The organism is Paenibacillus sp. WG02 (assembly GCF_055396115.1).
The window spans coordinates 6,435,242-6,453,571 of the sequence record NZ_AP036016.1 but is presented as its reverse complement, the minus strand read 5'-3'; the positions used below and the strand labels follow the sequence as shown (position 1 = coordinate 6,453,571).

Sequence of the window (18,330 nt, the reverse complement as noted above, 5' to 3'; positions counted from 1 at the left end):
GAAGTGTTCTGAGGGTATATCGCTTTTCTGATTTATGCTGTACGATAAGTGGTGGTAAATATAGTAAGTTTAGGGGGAAATAATTTGTATTGGACTCGTAGTGAGTTAAAAAACAGAGCCAAAAACGTGCTGCGGACATCGTATTGGAAAGCTTTTCTTGTCAGTTTGGTATTAGCTGTAGTTAGTGGAGGGGTATCAAGCTGCTCAGTTAATTCGGGTGGAGGCACATCAATGAGTCTTCCTGGGTTTAACGGCGGCGGAATGGGTGACGTCTCCGACGGAGCAGGTCTCGCTATTATCCTAATCATTGCCTTCTTCGCAGTCCTAATTGGACTAGTGGCAATAGCTTTTAATATCTTCGTTGTGGCTCCGCTTGAAGTGAGCGTACAGCAATATTTTAAACAGGCTGCACAAGAAGATGTAAATATGAATTACCTCGTTTACTCGTTTGCGAAAGGCAACTACTTAGCAATTGTTAAAGGTATGTTTTGGAGCGGCTTGCTTAATTTTTTATGGTTTTTGCTGCTCATTATTCCAGGCTTCGTGAAGTTGTACGCGTACAGCATGACGCCTTATATTTTGGCAGATAATCCTGGGATTGGGATGAAGAGAGCTGTTGACCTAAGTAATCAAATGACACGCGGGCACAAGTGGAAGATGTTTGTGTTGGATCTTTCCTTTATTGGTTGGTTTATTCTAGGAACGATAGCACTGGGAATAGGCGTTTTATTCGTACTGCCATACTATAACTCAACCAAAGCGGAGCTTTACTTGGTCCTTCGTAGGCAGGCATTGCATGACGGGTTAAGCAGCAGCGCGGAGTTGAATTTGCCTTATGTTTAGTTTGTGAGGGATATAGTAAAAGAGCCTGTCGATGAATCGATAGGCTCTTTTTGCTGTAGCTCATTGCTGGGATAGAAAGGTGTTCCAAAGAACAATGCATGAGCTTGAGAGGTAAATAGGATTAATCCATTGGAGCAAATCCAATGAAATTCAATATGTCCTTCGTGAATACATCATTCTATTGGACATTATGCAATGGAATTTCCTAAATAAGCCTATTCATGAGCCATGTTCGGAAAAAGCATTGTATTTTATCCAATGGAATTGCATGTGAACACTTCAATTAAGAGATTCCATTGGATATTGTGCAACAGAATCGATTACTACTCCGGTTTCAAAATACCCAGCAATTCAGGCAATGTGGCGATCTCATAACTTGGGCGATTGTGAATCGGCGCCGTTCGGTTATGATGATTGATCCAAACATTCCGCATGCCAACCGCTAACGCCCCTCTAATATCCGTATCTAAATTATCGCCAACCATGATGGTTTCTTCCACAGTGGTACCTAGCAGATTCAGCGCATGCTCAAAAATCGTCGGATCAGGTTTCCCTTTGCCGAAGGAGCCGGAGATAAGAATGTGATCAAAGTAAGCCGCTAAACCAGGAATGCTGTCTACTTTTTCCTGCTGCAAATCGGGAGCACCGTTCGTCATTAGCAGTAGTTGATACTTGTGATGCAAAGTATTCAAGACCTCGAAAGTTGTCTCATAAACCAAGGGACGCTCTCTTCGCTCGCGAGCAAATCGCTCGGCAAGCACTTTGCCTAATTGGGGATCATCGATGTCCAATTTACGTAAGCCTTGTGTCCACGAGTCCTTCTGATAGATGGGGGCGAGCTGTTCCAGCTCCAGAAAGGATGGATGCTCTTTCGAATCGAATCGTCCCCAAAGGGCTTCCAAGTGAGTAACCTCAATCATTTTGGCAAATTCATAACAGGCCATTGTACGAAATAGGTGCTCAGATGACTCGCGTACTGCAGCCTCAAGTGCTGCAGGATCCACGTTGACGGACTCGAAAGCCACACGGCATGTTTCTTGAAATGCTTCATTTATACTTTGCTCATCCCACAGTAACGTATTGTCTAAATCAAAAATAATCGCTTTTATCGCTTTCATTGTCCATAATCCTCTCCTATGTCCTATACATAATTTGCTTCATAAATAAAAGGAAGTCAACAGTAAAGTTAGGTGAAATCATTTGAAAAAAGAAAATTTAACAACTAAAACAAAATAAAACAAATAAAAAACACAAATTTTACATGGATTTAACCTTGCGATTACAAATGCTGTGTAAGATATAAATAAGACGCAACCAAATCCACATGAGGTGATACCAAATGCCAACCAACCATGAACCAAAGACCTACATGAAGACGGAAGGCGATATTAATTTGACCGAAGCACGGTCAGCATGGTGGACCGAGCAAGTTGATGATGCTGCGCGAGCGTATCTGCAAGAGGATGAGGATGTATTTTTACACCAAACCTTATCAACACCGTGTTTGAATGTGCTCACATCCTGCGAGGGCATTTATGTGGAAGATTTGCAGGGCAGGAGAGTCATGGATTTCCATGGCAATAACGTGCATCAGCTCGGCTTTGGCCATCCCGCTGTTATTGAAGCGGTCAAACAGCAGCTTGATCAGCTTTCCTTCTGCACAAGACGATATACGAATTTGCCTGCCATTGAGCTTGCCAATAAATTAGTCACATTAACCGATGGAGCACTGAATAGGGTACTATTCGCTCCAGGTGCAACTTCTGCTATTGGCATGGCTTTGAAGCTGGCACGCGCAGTAACAGGGAAATATAAGACTTTATCCATGTGGGGAGCCTTCCACGGTGCATCGCTAGATGCCATCTCCGTTGGCGGAGAGGCTGCATTTCGCAGAGGTTTAGGGCCTATGCTGCCTGGTTCGGAGCATGTCATTCCATTTAACTCTTACCGCTGTGAGTTTGGTTGCCAAGATGAGGCTCACTCCCTTTGCTTGAAGCCGATTGAGTATGTCCTTGAGCACGATGGAGAAATCGGTGCAGTCGTTATTGAGACGGTTCGCAATACTGATGTACAGATTCCGCCTATCGCTTATTATCAGAAGCTGCGAGAGCTCTGTGATCAATATGGCGCCTTGTTGATTGTGGACGAGACGGCGACAGCATTCGGTCGAACCGGCAAGATGTTCGCCTATCAGCACTATGGGATTGAACCGGATATGATGGTTCTTGGCAAAGGATTAGGCGGAGGAGTTTTCCCAATGGCTGCTTTGCTAGTAAAGGAAGAACTGAACAAAGCGCAGGAGATGTCCATTGGACACTACACGCATGAGAAGTCTCCAGTTGGGGCTGCCGCAGGGCTTGCCACCATACGTGTTATAGAGGAAGAGAATTTGCTGGATCATACAAATCGGTTAGCAGCTTTCATGAAGCAGCGTCTGCAAAACATGATGGAGAAGTATTCAGTTATTGGCGATATACGTCAAATCGGTCTGCTCGTTGCGGTTGAACTGGTAACAGATCGTAAGACGAAGGAGCCTGCTGTCAAAGAGGCAGAGCGTGTAATGTACAGCTGTTTGGCAAGAGGACTTAATTTCAAAGTATCCAAGGGAAATGTTCTTACTCTGTCTCCGCCTTTGATCATTACCGAAGATGAGCTTAGTGGGGCATTGGACATTTTGGAGGCATGTATTGCTGAGCTTTAACAAACAATGAGATCAGTCAAACAGGAGGTATTTCAATGATACAAGCAGTTGTTTTTGATTGGGCGGGGACGATGGTGGATTACGGTTGTTTTGCTCCGTTAAATGTATTTATGGAAGTTTTCCGCAAACGAGAGATTGCGATCACGATTGAAGAGGCAAGAGCGCCGATGGGGCTGCTCAAGCGAGATCATATTCGTGAAATCCTACGAATGGAGCGGGTAGCCAGCTTATGGCGTGAGCGTTACGGCCAGCTTCCACAGGAATCCGACATTGACGCGCTTTATGCTGATTTCGAGCCTATGATGCTTGCCGTCGTGCATCAATATGCAGAGCCGATTCCCGGAGCCCTAGCTCTTGTAGATCGCTTGCGTCAAATGGACATCCGCATAGGTTCAACAACGGGCTACACAGCTGAGATGATGGCAATTGTAACCGTCGAGGCGAAAAAGCGAGGCTATGCACCTGACCATCTGGTCACACCGAATGATGTTCCTGCGGGACGTCCTTATCCATGGATGATGTACGAGAACGCAGCCGCTCTCAACGTCTTCCCTATGTATAACGTAATCAAAGTAGGAGATACGGTGAGTGATGTTCAAGAAGGCGTTAATGCCGGTGCTTGGACAATCGGTGTAGTAAAGGGTGGCAGTGAGCTGGGCATGAGCGAAGATGAAGTAGCGACTTGTCCTCCCGATAAGCTGCAAGAGCGTATGGATGTAGTTGCAGCTAAATTTCGCCAAGAAGGCGCTCATTATGTGATAGATTCAATCGGGGAGTTGGATATTTTAATCCCTGTTATCAATCAAAGACTTCAAAGAGGAGAACGACCATGACGATAAACATCAATCAATTGCCAGATAATCCGTACCTTTTGTTAACCCCAGGACCTTTGTCCACAAGTAAAAAAGTAAAGGCAGCCATGCTTCGCGACTGGTGTACATGGGATCAAGACTATAATCAGCTGGTTCAGTCGATACGCAGCCGCCTTGTAACGATGGCATCCAGTAAACCGGATGATTACACGACCGTGCTTATGCAAGGGAGCGGCACTTTCTGTGTAGAATCCGTGATTGGTTCGGTTATTCCTAGAAACGGCAAGCTGCTCATTTTAACGAATGGCGCTTATGGAAAACGAATAGCTCAGATGGCGGAAGTCCTCGGTATTTATTCAATTGTATTGGATTCAGGGGAAACAAAGCCGGTGAATGTGAAACAGATGGAGGAAGTTCTGAAGGTGGATACGTCCATCACGCATGTGGCTGTTGTTCATGTTGAAACGACCACGGGGATGATGAATCCCATTGCTGATGTGGCTCGCATAGCTAAGCAGTACGGAAAAACAGTCATTGTGGATGCGATGAGCTCCTTCGGCGGTATTCCGATTGATGTGGCAGAGCTAAGCATTGATTATTTAATCAGCAGCGCAAATAAATGCATTCAAGGTGTACCAGGCTTTGGTTTCATCATTGCTCGCAAAGAATCCTTGTACACATGTAAAGGCATAGGCCGCTCCTTGTCCTTAGATCTCTATGATCAATGGGAAACGATGGAACAAGGTAACGGCAAGTGGCGATATACGTCGCCTACGCATACTGTTCGTGCTTTTGATCAAGCGCTTCAGGAGTTAGAGGAAGAGGGAGGCGTTTCGCGTAGATTCGCAAGGTTCACGAGCAACCAACAGACATTAGTTGCTGGTATGCAGCGGATGGGTCTGCAGACTTTATTGCCAGCTGAGCTCCAGTCGCCAATCATTACTTCTTTCTTATATCCGGATTCACCTGTGTTTTCCTTTGATGAGTTCTATACACGTATGAAACAAGAAGGCTTCGTCATCTATCCGGGCAAAATAACAGCTGCCGCTACGTTCCGAATTGGCAATATAGGTGATGTTCATCTCCCTGACATTGAACGATTGTTAATAGGTATGGAAAAACAGTTATTTTGGAAAACAACTTAAAAACAACTAAAGAAATATAAAAACAATAATTTAACTTGTATTTAATACTGGTTTTACAAATCTATTTTATAATGAATCTATCAGGCAGATGTTAACCAACTGATACCTATAAAAAAGAGTGGGAGAAAAAAGATGAAAAAATCGATTGGTAGTGCAGTAGCGATGTTGACGGTTGTATTTATGTTAGCAGCTTGTGGTGGGAAAGCAGTAAATACGGACGGAGCGAAAACAAGTCCAGCGGCAACGCCGGCAGCAAGTTCAAGCGCAGAATCCACGGTGGATACCAAAAGCAAGGATTTAACGGTGTATACGGCTTTGGAAGATGATCAAATCAAAACGTACCTGACGACTTTTAAAACGAAATATCCCGATGTGAAAGTAAACATTGTTCGTGATTCGACAGGGATTGTCACAGCAAAATTGCTTGCCGAGAAAGAGAATACCCAAGCAGACGTTGTATGGGGCTTAGCAGCAACAAGCTTGTTAGTGCTTGATCAAAATAGCATGTTGGAGCCTTACGCACCTAAGGGTGTAGAACGTATTCTTCCGGAGTTTAAAGATAAAAACTCGGTAACCCACTGGGTAGGTATTGATGCATGGGAAACTGCGTTCATTGTCAACAAAGTGGAGATGGAGAAACGCAAACTGGCGATTCCACAGTCCTACGAGGATTTGGTGAAACCGGAATACAAAGGGCTTATCACGATGCCGAACCCATCCTCTTCTGGAACTGGCTTCTTGACTGTATCCGGCCTCGTTCAATTGAAAGGGAAAGATGCAGCTTGGGACTATATGAACAAATTGCATGACAACATTGCGATGTACGTTCACTCCGGTTCCAAACCTGCTAAATTAGCAGGTACAGGCGAATATCCAATCGGTATTTCCTTTGGTTACCGTGGGATTCAAGAGAAAAAAGCGGGTTCGCCGGTTGAAGTCGTATTCCCTAAGGAAGGTTCCGGCTGGGATGTTGAAGCCAATGCACTTATGAAAAAGAAAGTGGTTAAACAAGTCGCAAAAGACTTCCTTGATTGGGCAATTACCGACGACGTTATGAAAGAATACAACAAAAACTATGCAATTTTAGCCATTAAAACAGATTCAGCTAAAGTACCTGATGGTTACTCGGTAGATCCAGTGAAACAACTGATTAAGAATGACTTGAATGACGCTGCGAAAAATCGTGATGCGGTTTTGGCAGAATGGGACAAGCGTTTTAACGCGAAAAGCGAACCGAAAAAATAAAGGGAAAACCATAAAACGGCTGACTGCGAACTAAGCCTTGCAGCCAGCCGTTTTTGCATCAAAAGGAATGATGAAAGCATGAAACACAACCAAAACAAACAAATTACACAGAAAAGACACTAGCTTAACAAAATGATAACAATCCAAGCTTATACTAAAACTATCAAGACTAAGGAGGCTGCTTGCCATGACACAAGCTTACCTGTCCATTCAAGGTGTAGATAAATCATTCGGCTCTTTCAGCGCTTTGAAAGAGATTAATATCGATATTCAGAAAAATGAATTCATTTGTCTGCTCGGCCCGAGCGGCTGCGGGAAAACAACTTTACTTCGAATTATTGCTGGCCTTGAGAAACCAACGCATGGCCGTATTACCGTCGGTGGCAAAGACATTACTTCACTGCCTCCAGCCCAAAGAAACTTCGGTATGGTGTTCCAATCGTACGCGCTATTTCCAAATCTAACGGCTTATCAGAATGTAGCTTATGGCCTGCAAGGTAAGAGGTTCTCGAAGAAAGATATCGACGAGAAAGTTCGGGAAGTCCTCACATTGGTTGATCTGATGCACCTTCATGATCGTTATCCAGCACAGCTATCCGGCGGACAGCAGCAGCGTGTTGCGCTTGCTCGTGCTATTGTGCTTTCGCCAGATTTTCTGCTGCTTGATGAGCCGCTTTCCGCTTTGGATGCCAAGGTTCGGGTTAAGCTTCGGGAGCAAATCTGCGATTTGCAAGAAAAGCTCGGCATCACGACCGTTATGGTCACGCATGATCAAGAAGAAGCGCTCACGATGGCTGATCGCATTGTGGTGATGAAGAACGCGGAGGTCGTACAAATTGGTTCGCCAGAGCAAGTGTACGATGAACCGAACTCACCTTTTGTTGCTGATTTTATTGGATCCATTAATTTCTTGAAGGGTAATCAGCAGGGAGGGGGGCACACATCGCAAAGGAATTTTGCTGTCAGGCCTGAACATATCCGCTTGTCTGCTCCAGGCTCAAGCAATGGCATTCAGGCGATTGTCAAGCATGTCGAATTTAGAGGCGCTTTCTACAGACTGCTGCTTCAACCAACTGATGTATTTGGAAGTGAATATGGAGATGAGCTTTTAACTGTCGATGTCTCCGCCCATATCTCGCACCATCTCGGGCTTGCGAAGCATGCTGAGGTTACGGTTGAATTCCCGCAGGAGAAAATGATAACTTTCTCATCTGAAGCTATGGTAGGTGCCTAATGAATAAGGGAACAGTCATCATGAATCCGCCAATTCGCCGTAACTGGGGAGCCTTTTTTTCTTTGCAAAATGTGTTGATCATTGTGCTTGTGCTTACCTTAACAACGAGTACACTAATCCCATTATTTCTGCTATTCAGCAAGGCTTTTCTGAACAAAGATGCGGAATACATTGGAATCGCCAACTTTATCCAATATTTCTCAACACCATCTTTAATCCAATCATTAACGAATACAATTTGGATTTCGGTGCTTTCCACGGCCATCGCGGTCGCTCTCGCTTTCGCCTATGCCTATGGAATAAGCCGGACCGCCATTCGTGGCAAAAGTTATTTTCATTACGTAGCGCTGCTGCCGCTCTTTGAGCCGACAATGATGCATGGGATTGCGCTAACGTATTTGTTTGGGAATCAAGGTATCATTACGAATGGGTTTTTCGGTCTCTTGCCAGGGCTGCGGATTCCAATTTATGGACCGATCGGTATCGTCATATCTGAGGTCATCTATTTATTTCCACAAGCATTTCTCATCTTTATCACCGCATTGTCGATTACCGACCAGCGCCTTTATGAAGCAGCGGAATCGCTAGGCGCTAATAAAGTGAAAACCTTTCTTACGGTTACGCTGCCGTCAGTTAAATATGGCTTAATCAGTGCTATTTTTGTTTGTTTTACAGCTAGCTTTACGGATTTCGGGGCACCTCAAGCTATCGGAGGAAAGTTTAATGTGCTAGCTACGGATATTTACAAACAGGTCATAGGCCAGCAAAACCTATCCATGGGTGCAACGGTAGGCATCTTACTTACGATTCCTGCTGTCATTGCTTTCGCTGTAGACCGATTCGTTGACAGGAAGCAGCGTTCGATGCTTTCTTCCAAGTCGACACCGTATCGGGTTCCGGATGGACGTACTAGGGACAGGTTTTATCGTGTGTTGTGCTGGGTGATCTCCATCGCGATCTTGATCCCATTATTGACAATTTTATTTGCTTCACTAATCAAGGTATGGCCTTATAATTTAAGCTTTAGCTTGAAGCATTTCGATTTCTCAAGTGTGGCGGGATCGGGTTTGGAACCCTTTTGGAATTCCCTTAAAGTATCCTTCATTACGGCAATTATCGGGACCATGATGACCTTCATTTTTGCCTATTTGATTGAAAAATCAAGAACGATGAAAGGACTTCGGCAAGTTGGTTACTTCCTCTCGGTGCTTCCGCTTGCGCTTCCAGGCATGGTGATCGGTTTGGCTTATATTTTCTTCTTTAACGATCCAAGCAATCCGTTCAATTGGATGTATGGAACGATAGCGATCATTGTGCTAGCGAATATCACGCATTTCTATGCGGTTCCATTTATTACGGCTACGACAGCTTTGAAAAAGCTAGACAAAGAATTCGAGCTCGTTTCGGAGTCGATGCGCATACCTTTTTACAAAACATTTCTGAAGGTAACGGTCCCCATGTCCTTGCCGGCAATCGTAGAGATTGCTATGTACTTTTTCGTTAACTCCATGGTTACTGTTTCTGCGGTTGTATTCCTCCGGTCTGCGGATATGAACTTGGCGGCTGTTGCCTTGGTGAATATGGAAGATGCAGGAGACGTAGCTGCCGCTGCCGCGATGTCTACACTTATTGTTGTGACGAATATTATCGTTCGTATCGTGTACGAGCTCATTTTGAATAAAGTGAAAAAGAGAACAGCTGCTTGGCAAATGCCTAAATAAAGACATATAATTACATTAAATGCTGCACATATATTGGGGGCCTAAACGACATGTCGTTAATCGGTGAAGAGCGGAAGGATTATATTCTTAACCAGTTGAACCTGGAAGGCAAAGTAAAAACGAATGATTTGGTTGAGAATCTGAATGTTTCTTCGGAGACGATTCGTCGTTATCTGGAGGAGCTGGAAGAGGAAAATAAGCTCAAGCGGGTATATGGCGGCGCGGTCAAGATTAATTTATCCCGTGATGAGCCGTCCCATCTCAAAAGGGAAGTCCTGCACGCGGATGAGAAGCGCAAGATTGGTAGAGCTGCTGCCACGCTTGTGGAGGACAATGATGTTATCTTCATTGACGACGGAACAACGACTCTCCACATGATTGATTATTTGCTGAATAAAAAGAACATTACCGTTCTAACCATTTCGATTCCTGCCTTGTACTTATTGATCGATTATAAAAATAAAGAGCTGTACTCAGGCGACATCTATTTGCTTGGAGGCAAGGTGAATTCCTTGCATTCTCGAGTTACCGGTACATTAGCTGAGAAGATGGTGGAAAACTTTTATGCAGATAAAGCTTTCCTTTCTGTTGACGGTTTGATGGTTGAGAAAGGCATAACAGGCTTTGATGAAGAGAAAGGTCAATTGACTAGACAATTCATTAAAAATGCCAAGCAAAATATTGTTCTGTCCGATCAATCGAAGATTGGTCTTGTGCAATTTTATAAAATTGCTGACTTAAAAGAGATTGACATTATTGTGAGTGACGCTGCTGCACCTAAAGAATGGGAAGATTATTTAGTCAAAAAAGATGTGACCTGGATTGCAGCTCAATAACTCATAGTGATAGGAAGAATCTGGCCGTTGGCTGGGTTCTTTTTTGGTATACAGGCCTGATAAAAGAACGCAGCGGCTGCCAGGGACGTGAAAAAACTCCTAGACTACCGCTGCCTTTGTTAGCTTAACTCAAAACGATCAAGACGCTTAGTCTTTTCTCGCATTAAAAGTCGCAATAGGCGGCAGCATTAAAGCTTTCCGGGCCGATCCGACTTAGCATCGTGCTGTTGGCACTTACAAATGCGGTATAAATAAGCTGGTCGTCAGGCGGGGCTGGAACGTTGTAATCGGATCCGTTTACGTTAAATGGAAAGATAAGCGCTCCATCGGTTCCAATTCCGGGTATGGTTAAGTTGGCGGAATAGACCAATAGATCGGTTAACAGTGTTCCCCTTACGATCTGAATGATAATGGTAACTACTGGTGTGTTAATCGGAAACAAAATAGTCATTGAAGCGTTAAAATCAACACGTATAACTCCACCTGGTTTTATGCATTGCAGCCCTACTTGTCCGAACATTGTAGGGATGCTATCTGTTCCGATGCTGATCGATTGTTCGTAGCTGGCATTTTGTGATGTTCTTGCATCTAATAACCTAGTCATTGAAATGCACCTCCTAACTGTAAAATTGCTATACTATATGAAACTAGCAAAAGCAATTCTTGTATGATAGTACTCCTTTAAAAGAGAAAAATGCCCGCATTTGTTGAGCTCATCTGTGAGACTCCGGACATTAGATTCCGGTAGGTGATTTATTTTCCGAATGGTGGGGATGATTTTAAAATGAATGACAAAAAACTAAAACTGTCACTTGATTTTTGTTTAATCGAGAGTTATACTAAGTCCATAATCAAGGAAAAATAATCTAACTTACAAAGGAGTTATTATGATGAGAATCCATCCTAAGTATCGTCAGCTTACGTTTGTATCCGTTATGTCATTGATTATGACATTTATCATGTCGGGAATTATGACTTTTGTACTTGAAGGTGGCTTTATTCAACATTTTGTTCGTGCATGGATGAAAGATTGGGGAGTCGCTTTTGTGATCGCATTCGGACTCAACCTTTTCTTACCAGCTTTAGTCCGTAAATTTGCAAATAGATTCAAAAAAGCTCAATTAATTGTCTATATTTTTGTCATATCGCTCATTATGACATTTGTCCTCTCCTTTGCTTTAACTGCTTTTGCCATGAATGGTATCGTCCCGCATTTTGTGAGTTTTTGGACGGGCGCATGGCGCATCGCTTTCATCATTGTTTTCGTATTAAATTTCTTTTTACCAAAATTCGTGGGCAAACTTGTCAGTAAACTAATGGTCCAACAACCTGCAGGACAATAAGGAAGTTGGAACAGTGAGAAGCAAAAAAAGCACAATGGATCAGGTTCTCCTGGTTCGTTGTGCTTTTTTGGTATCGGCGCGTCCCACCGAAAGCAGCGCTGAGACGATGAAATTCATCGCTAAAGTGTGGGAAACGCGTGGAATCAGCGTCGGAGCGATGAAAAACATCCTTAAGTCCGCGAAGGCGGTGCTTTGCACCGATATTAGCGGCTGAGACGATGAAATTCATCGCTAAAGTGTGGGGAACACGTGGAATCAGCGTCGGAGAAAGCGGATTTGCAGCCTGAGAAGGCTGAAAAGGCGGTCTCAGAGGATCGTGAGCAGCGAAAGTGGAGCGAGACGCCTGAAAAGGCGGTCTCAGAGGATCGTAAGCAGCGAAAGTGGCGCGAGACGTCTGAAAAGGACTTCTCAGCTGCTTGTCGTAGCGATGAAAAACATGCTTAAAGTCCGCGAAAGAGGCACTTTGCGCAGATAGTAGCGTCCGAGACGATGAAATTCATCGCTAAAGTGTGGGAAGCGCGTGGAATCAGCGTAGTTGAGATGAAAAACATGCTTAAAGTCCGCGAAGGCGGTGCTTTGCACCGATATTAGCGTCCGAGACGATGAAATTCATCGCTAAAGTGTGGGGAACGCGTGGAATCAGCGCCGTAGTGATGAAAAACATGCTTAAAGTCCGCGAAAGCGGTGCTTTGCGCAGATATTAGCGTCCGAGACGATGAAATTCATCGCTAGAGTGTGGGGAACGCGTGGAATCAGCGCCGTAGCGATGAAAAACATGCTTAAAGTCCGCGAAAGCGGTGCTTTGCGCAGATATTAGCGGCTGAGTTAAGTCCGCGAAATCGGCAAGAACATCCAACACCACCACTTGAAAACACAACAAACCTCAACATTTACACAAAATTAACGTGTTTTTAGTTGTTTTTAATTGTATATTGAGTGTGAGTAAGCAAGATAGACAAGAAAACACACACATGTTGGCCAAGGAGGAAAAGAGCTTGGATATGAGAGAGCGAACCGAGATTGCCGCTGGAGTCCCAGAAGCCATTTGGGGGCCATGGAAGCAGTGGAATCGTTGTGGGATGCTTATCCGAATACGTTCAGCGGAGGGGAAAAGCTGCGCCTTAATCTGGCTAGAGCGATGGTTAAGCGACCCAAATTTCTTCTGCTGGATGAGCCGACAGCTTCACTTGATCATGGCTCCAAGGCTTCCGTTCGTGACATGATTATCGAATTGAAAAAAGGCGGCACGAGTATGATCGGCATTTTTCATGATCTGGACTTCATGGAGACGGTCGTGGATAAGGAATTTAATATGAAAAATGGCATTATGGTTGGAGGACTCGTGTGATGAAAGCTCAGGAAATGTTAATAGCGAATGCTCAATTGATTTTACCGGATGAAATAATTGGGGGACATGTTCACATTAAGGATGGAAGGATTAAGGCGATTTTTACAGGTGCTGCAGGTGATTTGGCTATAAAAGGAGCTGAGACGGCCAACATACAGGTTGTTGATGCAGCCGGCTTACATCTGATGCCTGGTATGATCGAAACGCATAGCGATGCGATCGAGAAGGAAATTCAGCCTCGTCCGAATTCTGTGTTCCCGTTGGAAATGGCCATGCATGAGTTGGAGAAGAAGATGGCAGGCGTTGGTATTACAACGCTGTATCATTCCATATGCTCCTCGGATGGAACGCCTGTGCGAAATGATGAGGTTGTTGCTGACATTATTGCGTTTGCGGCACGCCGCCGCATGGAGCCATCGATGCTTAGACACCGCGTCCATCTTCGCTATGAGATTACCAATATTGCTGGCATTGCTATAGTCAGGAAGATGTTGGAGCAGGGACAAATCGATCTGCTGTCTTTTATGGATCATACGCCTGGTCAGGGCCAGTACAAAACAAAAGAGTCTTTACGAGATTATCTTATTGCGACAGAGCACATGAGTGTGGAAGAAGCAGAAGCAACAGTTGACCATTTGATTGCTTGTCAGAAGCTCGTCGATTTGGACCGCCTAAGGGAATTGATTCTCATCGCGAATAAGCATCAGGTTGGACTAGCTTCACATGACGATGATACATCGGAGAAGGTCCAGTTTATGAGGGAACTTGGCATTCTCATCAGTGAATTTCCCGTCAGCATGGAAGCGGCGAAAGCAGCGAAAAAACTAGGCATGTATGTCAGTGTTGGTGCACCGAACATTGTACGAGGGGCCTCGCATAACAAAAATTTACGTGCAATGGATGCAATTGAAGAAGGGGCTGTAGATATTCTTTGTTCGGATTATCATCCTCCGTCTCTCTTGCCAGCTGTATATAAAATTGGTGAAACGGCCGTTGGCTTGCCTCATGCAGTTAAAATGGTCACATTGAACCCTGCGAAGGCGCTTCATCTTGATGAAGATTACGGCTCTATTGAAGTTGGCAAAATAGCTGATCTCGTTCTTTTGGAAATGAGGAACGGATATCCGCTTGTTCGGAAGACACTCATTGCTGGACAATTCGTTTATCAATCTGACTATTTCGGAGGAGGGGCAGCGGAATGATCGATTTGCATTGTCATACCAATATCTCAGATAACTCCCTTACTATCGAGGAGGTCATTCGAGAAGCTAAGGAACAAGGCGTCGAGCACTTAGCGATAACAGATCATGATACAACGATCGGGCTTTCAACGGCCATCCAGTTTGGTGTTTATTATGATGTGAATATTATACCGGGAATCGAAATTTCGGCCTATGATGTAAAGCGAGAAACTAGGGTTCATTTATTAGGCTATTATGTTACGCCTGGGCATGAGGCGATTTCTCAGCTTTGCGACCCTCTTATCCAAAGAAGACACGAAGCATCCCAAGAGATGGTGGAGCGGATTATCGCTGCTGGTTATAATATCTCGTGGCAAGATGTTACGCGTTATGCGGCAGGAGGAACGGGCGTATACAAGCAGCATATCATGCATGCTTTACTTGATGCTGGGTACACAACAACGATTTATGGTGAGTTGTATCGGAAGCTTTTTGCCCGAGGAAATCAGGACAAGGGGATCTCTACCGGGATTGCGTATATGTCCATCGCTTACATCGATATGTTTGATGCCATCAAAGCGATCACGGAAGCGGGAGGCATTCCTGTTCTTGCTCACCCAGGTCAAATGCATAATTTTCCCGCAGTAGTGGACTTGGTTGATGCAGGACTTCAAGGAATTGAAGTTTGGCATCCTTCCCACGATGCTGGCTTGGAGCAGCAGGCTAGAGATGCTGCGGCTGCCTACAACCTTTTGCAAACAGGCGGCTCTGATTTCCATGGCTTTTACACCGATACACCAGGTTTCCCCTTGGGAAGCAAAAGTCCGGGATTTCAGCATCTGGAGGCTTTGTTAAAAAGAGCCGGAAGTTAAAATTTGTAATCAAAAAGAAATGTTTTATTCATCTGGGCTTAATGAAACAAGCTTATAATAAAATTCGACCCCCTTTAAAATATATATACCTTAAGACCCACGGCCCGTTGCTGTGGGTCTCTTTTATTGAATAGGAAATTATGATAGATGCCGATCTTTGGATAAGTGTTGTAAAATGAAAACGGAAATGGAAGGGATACAAGTTGTGAGGCTGTCTCACGGGGACGTGAATACAAATTACGGATATCTTCTAAAACCTAAAAGGACTGTCAGGGTGATCTTCCCAGCCGTTCCTTCTACCAAGTAGCCAAACCATAATTGTTCCTCCACCTGTGAACATAGGGTTGGATGATCCGTCGGCTAGAAGTATATATTCACCCGTAGGGTGGTTTTCTCATTGAACGCCAGAATTGCTTTTTGGGTGAGCGAAGCTTACTCCTTATTTAACCTCGCCAGCGAAAGCCTGCTGAGAAGTCGGAAAAAGCCTTCTCAGTCCACAACCCAGACCTCATGCGCCGTAGTCGGCAGCTGAGAGGTCTTTTTTGTCGCTCTTGCGAAGCACGCGCCAGCGAAAGCCTGCTGAGAAGTCGGAAAAAGCCTTCTCGGTCCACAACCCAGACCTCATGCGCCGTAGTCGGCAGCTGAGAGGTCTTTTTTGTCGCTCTGGCGAAGCACGCGCCGGCGAAAGCCTACTGAGAAGTCGGAAAAAGCCTTCTCAGCCCTCAACCCAGACCTCACGCGCCGTAGACGGCAGCTGAGAGGTCTTTTTTGGCGCTCTTGCGAAGCACGCGCCAGCGAAAGCCTACTGAGAAGTCGGAAAAAGCCTTCTCAGCCCTCAACCCAGACCTCACGTGCAGTAGTTGGCAGCTGAGAGGTCTTTTTTGGCTCTCTGGCGAAGCACGCGCCGGCGAAAGCCTACTGAGAAGTCGGAAAAAGCCTTCTCAGTTCCCTTTTTTGTACCAAATATGGCTTCTGAGACGCTGAAATTCAGCGCAAAAGTGTGCGAATCGCGTTCAAATGATGCCGTAGATCCTGCCTTGCATGAAGTCATTTCCCATTATTCTGTCTATGTCATTGTCTATGACATATAATATCGGTATAAAGACAAATTTGAGGAGATGATGGGTTTGTCAGTCCTGGTACATATGCCGCCGCAATCGAAAACGAATATCGGTAATTTCAAGCATACGATCACGATGTTGATGGGGATGTGGCTTATTATTGGTTTGTTTATTGACGGCTTTGCTCATAACCACGGTGCCGTTGAAACCTTTTTTACGCCTTGGCATGCCATTTTGTATTCGGGGTATCTGGCATGTGCAGTGTGGATTTTCTATCTGACTTATCAGAACAAATCTAGGGGCAATCATGCAACTTGGATACAGGCAATCCCGACAGGTTACAAGCTTGGTGTGGCAGGAGTGATCATCTTTTTCTTAGGCGGTCTTGGTGATATGTACTGGCATACTGTGTTTGGAATTGAGAAGAATATCGCAGCGTTGCTGAGCCCAACCCATTTGATCTTATTGACAGGTGCACTTATGATCCTGACCAGTCCATACCGCGCGATAAGTCACGCTGAAGATGAGGTTTCACCTACCTTTCGCCAACTGCTGCCTGCTTTGACCTCGATTGCATTAACTTTTGCTGTCATGGCCTTCTTTCTCATGTATGCTTGGTCATTCCGTCAAAATCTATGGATGGCAAGGGAAGAAGATGCGATCGCAAGAGCCGTCGTGGATTTCCTGATTACTACGATGCTGTTAGTCCTACCTGTCATGATGGTTTTAAGGAGATGGAAGTTCCCATTCGGTACCGCCACTTATTTCTTTGTTTTCCAAGCGGCGCTTATGGCGATACTTGATGGCTTTTCTCATTACGGATCTATTGTAATTCTATTGATTAGCGGGATTGCTACTGATTTGATGTTTAGATTTATTAAACAGTTGGAAGCGAGCGATTGGCGATATAAGATTGTTTTCTTTGTTATTCCTGTTTTAATCTGGGGCTTATATTTTGCGGATTTGAGCATTTTTCATACATTGGACTGGGCGCCGGAGCTCTGGGGAGGAACGATGTTCATCTGTGGGCTCTGTTCGCTGGGGTTAAGCATTCTCGCGGCTCCAATGGTGCATAGAAAAAGCTGATGAAAACAACGGTAATTGTCCTCATAGCTATGACAATCCTTTTAACCGCTTGCGGTACGCAGCCCACAAAACATGACATGATGGGGATGCCGATGACGACAACATCTCCTTCAACACATGTCCACCAAAATGATGCGATTGCTCATTTTTCAGTCGAATCGAAGCAATATTTGCCTAATGAGGATGCATCTGTGACGATTCTTATCCAAAATAAATGGAATAAACCGATTGATAAATTTGACATCATGCATGAAAAGCTGCTGCACTTGATTGTTGTCAGTAAGGATCTTACCTATTTTGACCATCTTCATCCCGAATATGTCGGTGGAGGTCGATTTGACATCAAGACAAAGTTCCCGGCTGGTGGCAACTATCAGTCTGATCGCCGACTTCATGCCTCAAGGCATGGGGGAGACGATTCAAACTCACTGGGTAACGATTAACGGGCAGCAAAAGAAAGAAGAAAAACTTCTTCCTGATACGAATCTTACGAAAAGAGTTGGCGACAAAGAAGTAACGCTTTCCTTCGACCATTTGATGGCTGGTATGGATTTAAAAATGAACTTTGACATTAGAAGTGCTGAAACGAAGAAGCCTATAACTGATTTGCAGCCTTATTTAGGCAGTCTAGGTCATGTAGTGGCTATAAGTTCAGATGCCAAGGAGTTCGTCCATGTGCATCCGAATGATTCACAAGATTCCGGACCTGATGCAGCTTTCACCATCCACTTTCCCAAAAGTGGCATCTACAAAATCTGGGGTCAATTTCAGCATCAAAATGAAGTGTTCATTGTCCCTTTTATCATAAAAGTATAATTTGTAATCAAAAAGAAATGTGTTATTCATCTGGGCTTAATGAAACAAGCTTATAATAAAACTCGACCCCCTTTAAAATATATATA

General features: G+C 44.5%; 19 protein-coding genes. 17 read left to right on the top strand and 2 right to left on the bottom strand.

Annotated features, from left to right (window positions below):
- Positions 1 to 231: 231 nt before the first annotated feature.
- Positions 232 to 843 (top strand): DUF975 family protein, encoded by a 612-nt coding sequence (locus tag ACBP55_RS29300; RefSeq protein WP_464646674.1) that lies wholly within the window; start codon positions 232 to 234, stop codon positions 841 to 843.
- A 323-nt stretch (positions 844 to 1,166) separates the two neighbouring features.
- On the opposite strand, the gene ACBP55_RS29295 is transcribed toward ACBP55_RS29300, so the two are convergent.
- Complete coding sequence (locus tag ACBP55_RS29295; protein ID WP_464646672.1) at positions 1,167 to 1,961, bottom strand: HAD family hydrolase; 795 nt, start codon at positions 1,959 to 1,961, stop codon at positions 1,167 to 1,169.
- 221 nt (positions 1,962 to 2,182) lie between these two features.
- Here ACBP55_RS29295 and pbfA point away from each other — a divergent pair, with 221 nt between their 5' ends.
- The 7 genes from pbfA to ACBP55_RS29260 all read left to right on the top strand — a co-directional run bounded on the left by pbfA (position 2,183) and on the right by ACBP55_RS29260 (position 10,537).
- Complete coding sequence (gene pbfA, locus ACBP55_RS29290) at positions 2,183 to 3,544, top strand: (R)-1-hydroxy-2-aminoethylphosphonate ammonia-lyase (RefSeq protein WP_464646670.1); 1,362 nt, start codon at positions 2,183 to 2,185, stop codon at positions 3,542 to 3,544.
- A gap of 35 nt (positions 3,545 to 3,579) precedes the next feature.
- Positions 3,580 to 4,377: a phosphonoacetaldehyde hydrolase gene (gene phnX, locus ACBP55_RS29285; RefSeq protein ID WP_464646668.1), complete on the top strand. Its 798-nt coding sequence runs from the start codon at positions 3,580 to 3,582 to the stop codon at positions 4,375 to 4,377.
- Positions 4,378 to 4,394: 17 nt separating this feature from the next.
- Positions 4,395 to 5,501 (top strand): 2-aminoethylphosphonate--pyruvate transaminase, encoded by a 1,107-nt coding sequence (gene phnW / locus ACBP55_RS29280; protein WP_464653439.1) that lies wholly within the window; start codon positions 4,395 to 4,397, stop codon positions 5,499 to 5,501.
- Between the two features lie 132 nt (positions 5,502 to 5,633).
- Positions 5,634 to 6,746: a putative 2-aminoethylphosphonate ABC transporter substrate-binding protein gene (locus ACBP55_RS29275; protein ID WP_464646666.1), complete on the top strand. Its 1,113-nt coding sequence runs from the start codon at positions 5,634 to 5,636 to the stop codon at positions 6,744 to 6,746.
- Positions 6,747 to 6,933: 187 nt separating this feature from the next.
- Entirely contained in the window at positions 6,934 to 7,980 is a 1,047-nt protein-coding gene (locus ACBP55_RS29270; RefSeq protein WP_464646664.1) for a putative 2-aminoethylphosphonate ABC transporter ATP-binding protein, read from the top strand.
- On the top strand, positions 7,980 to 9,701 hold the full coding sequence (locus tag ACBP55_RS29265) for a putative 2-aminoethylphosphonate ABC transporter permease subunit (protein ID WP_464646662.1): 1,722 nt from the start codon (positions 7,980 to 7,982) through the stop codon (positions 9,699 to 9,701). The genes ACBP55_RS29270 and ACBP55_RS29265 overlap by 1 nt, the downstream gene beginning before the upstream one ends.
- 50 nt (positions 9,702 to 9,751) lie before the next feature.
- Complete coding sequence (locus ACBP55_RS29260; protein ID WP_464646660.1) at positions 9,752 to 10,537, top strand: DeoR/GlpR family DNA-binding transcription regulator; 786 nt, start codon at positions 9,752 to 9,754, stop codon at positions 10,535 to 10,537.
- A 163-nt stretch (positions 10,538 to 10,700) separates the two neighbouring features.
- Here ACBP55_RS29260 and ACBP55_RS29255 read toward each other — a convergent pair whose 3' ends face one another.
- On the bottom strand, positions 10,701 to 11,141 hold the full coding sequence (locus tag ACBP55_RS29255) for a hypothetical protein (RefSeq protein WP_464646658.1): 441 nt from the start codon (positions 11,139 to 11,141) through the stop codon (positions 10,701 to 10,703).
- A gap of 283 nt (positions 11,142 to 11,424) precedes the next feature.
- Here ACBP55_RS29255 and ACBP55_RS29250 point away from each other — a divergent pair, with 283 nt between their 5' ends.
- From ACBP55_RS29250 to ACBP55_RS29210, 9 genes are all read left to right on the top strand, one after another.
- Positions 11,425 to 11,880: a DUF2798 domain-containing protein gene (locus ACBP55_RS29250; RefSeq protein WP_464646656.1), complete on the top strand. Its 456-nt coding sequence runs from the start codon at positions 11,425 to 11,427 to the stop codon at positions 11,878 to 11,880.
- Positions 11,881 to 11,893: 13 nt separating this feature from the next.
- Positions 11,894 to 12,094, top strand: a complete 201-nt coding sequence (locus ACBP55_RS29245) for a hypothetical protein (RefSeq protein ID WP_464646654.1) — start codon at positions 11,894 to 11,896, stop codon at positions 12,092 to 12,094.
- Between the two features lie 35 nt (positions 12,095 to 12,129).
- Complete coding sequence (locus tag ACBP55_RS29240) at positions 12,130 to 12,324, top strand: hypothetical protein (protein WP_464646652.1); 195 nt, start codon at positions 12,130 to 12,132, stop codon at positions 12,322 to 12,324.
- 601 nt (positions 12,325 to 12,925) lie between these two features.
- Positions 12,926 to 13,228: an ATP-binding cassette domain-containing protein gene (locus tag ACBP55_RS29235; protein WP_464646651.1), complete on the top strand. Its 303-nt coding sequence runs from the start codon at positions 12,926 to 12,928 to the stop codon at positions 13,226 to 13,228.
- A complete protein-coding gene (locus tag ACBP55_RS29230) occupies positions 13,228 to 14,430 on the top strand; it encodes an alpha-D-ribose 1-methylphosphonate 5-triphosphate diphosphatase (RefSeq protein ID WP_464646649.1) in 1,203 nt (400 codons plus the stop codon). Before ACBP55_RS29235 ends, ACBP55_RS29230 begins: the two co-directional genes overlap by 1 nt.
- Entirely contained in the window at positions 14,427 to 15,281 is an 855-nt protein-coding gene (locus ACBP55_RS29225) for a PHP domain-containing protein (protein WP_464646647.1), read from the top strand. The genes ACBP55_RS29230 and ACBP55_RS29225 overlap by 4 nt, the downstream gene beginning before the upstream one ends.
- A 1,127-nt stretch (positions 15,282 to 16,408) precedes the next feature.
- Complete coding sequence (locus ACBP55_RS29220) at positions 16,409 to 17,428, top strand: hypothetical protein (protein WP_464646645.1); 1,020 nt, start codon at positions 16,409 to 16,411, stop codon at positions 17,426 to 17,428.
- Positions 17,428 to 17,871: a putative periplasmic lipoprotein gene (locus ACBP55_RS29215; protein WP_464646643.1), complete on the top strand. Its 444-nt coding sequence runs from the start codon at positions 17,428 to 17,430 to the stop codon at positions 17,869 to 17,871. Before ACBP55_RS29220 ends, ACBP55_RS29215 begins: the two co-directional genes overlap by 1 nt.
- Positions 17,765 to 18,244 carry a hypothetical protein gene (locus ACBP55_RS29210; RefSeq protein WP_464646641.1) on the top strand — a complete coding sequence of 160 codons (480 nt, stop codon included), beginning with the start codon at positions 17,765 to 17,767 and terminating at the stop codon, positions 18,242 to 18,244. Before ACBP55_RS29215 ends, ACBP55_RS29210 begins: the two co-directional genes overlap by 107 nt.
- Positions 18,245 to 18,330: the final 86 nt, after the last annotated feature.

Bases quoted from the DNA above. Each gene is read 5' to 3' on its own strand.
- ACBP55_RS29300 (WP_464646674.1), top strand. From the start codon at position 232: ATGAGTCTTCCTGGGTTTAACGGCGGCGGAATGGGTGACGTCTCCGAC.
- phnX (WP_464646668.1), top strand. From the start codon at position 3,580: ATGATACAAGCAGTTGTTTTTGATTGGGCGGGGACGATGGTGGATTAC.
- pbfA (WP_464646670.1), top strand. From the start codon at position 2,183: ATGCCAACCAACCATGAACCAAAGACCTACATGAAGACGGAAGGCGAT.
- ACBP55_RS29260 (WP_464646660.1), top strand. From the start codon at position 9,752: ATGTCGTTAATCGGTGAAGAGCGGAAGGATTATATTCTTAACCAGTTG.
- ACBP55_RS29295 (WP_464646672.1), bottom strand. From the start codon at position 1,961: ATGAAAGCGATAAAAGCGATTATTTTTGATTTAGACAATACGTTACTG.
- ACBP55_RS29275 (WP_464646666.1), top strand. From the start codon at position 5,634: ATGAAAAAATCGATTGGTAGTGCAGTAGCGATGTTGACGGTTGTATTT.
- ACBP55_RS29250 (WP_464646656.1), top strand. From the start codon at position 11,425: ATGATGAGAATCCATCCTAAGTATCGTCAGCTTACGTTTGTATCCGTT.
- ACBP55_RS29255 (WP_464646658.1), bottom strand. From the start codon at position 11,141: ATGACTAGGTTATTAGATGCAAGAACATCACAAAATGCCAGCTACGAA.
- ACBP55_RS29225 (WP_464646647.1), top strand. From the start codon at position 14,427: ATGATCGATTTGCATTGTCATACCAATATCTCAGATAACTCCCTTACT.
- ACBP55_RS29230 (WP_464646649.1), top strand. From the start codon at position 13,228: ATGAAAGCTCAGGAAATGTTAATAGCGAATGCTCAATTGATTTTACCG.
- ACBP55_RS29270 (WP_464646664.1), top strand. From the start codon at position 6,934: ATGACACAAGCTTACCTGTCCATTCAAGGTGTAGATAAATCATTCGGC.
- ACBP55_RS29265 (WP_464646662.1), top strand. From the start codon at position 7,980: ATGAATAAGGGAACAGTCATCATGAATCCGCCAATTCGCCGTAACTGG.
- ACBP55_RS29215 (WP_464646643.1), top strand. From the start codon at position 17,428: ATGAAAACAACGGTAATTGTCCTCATAGCTATGACAATCCTTTTAACC.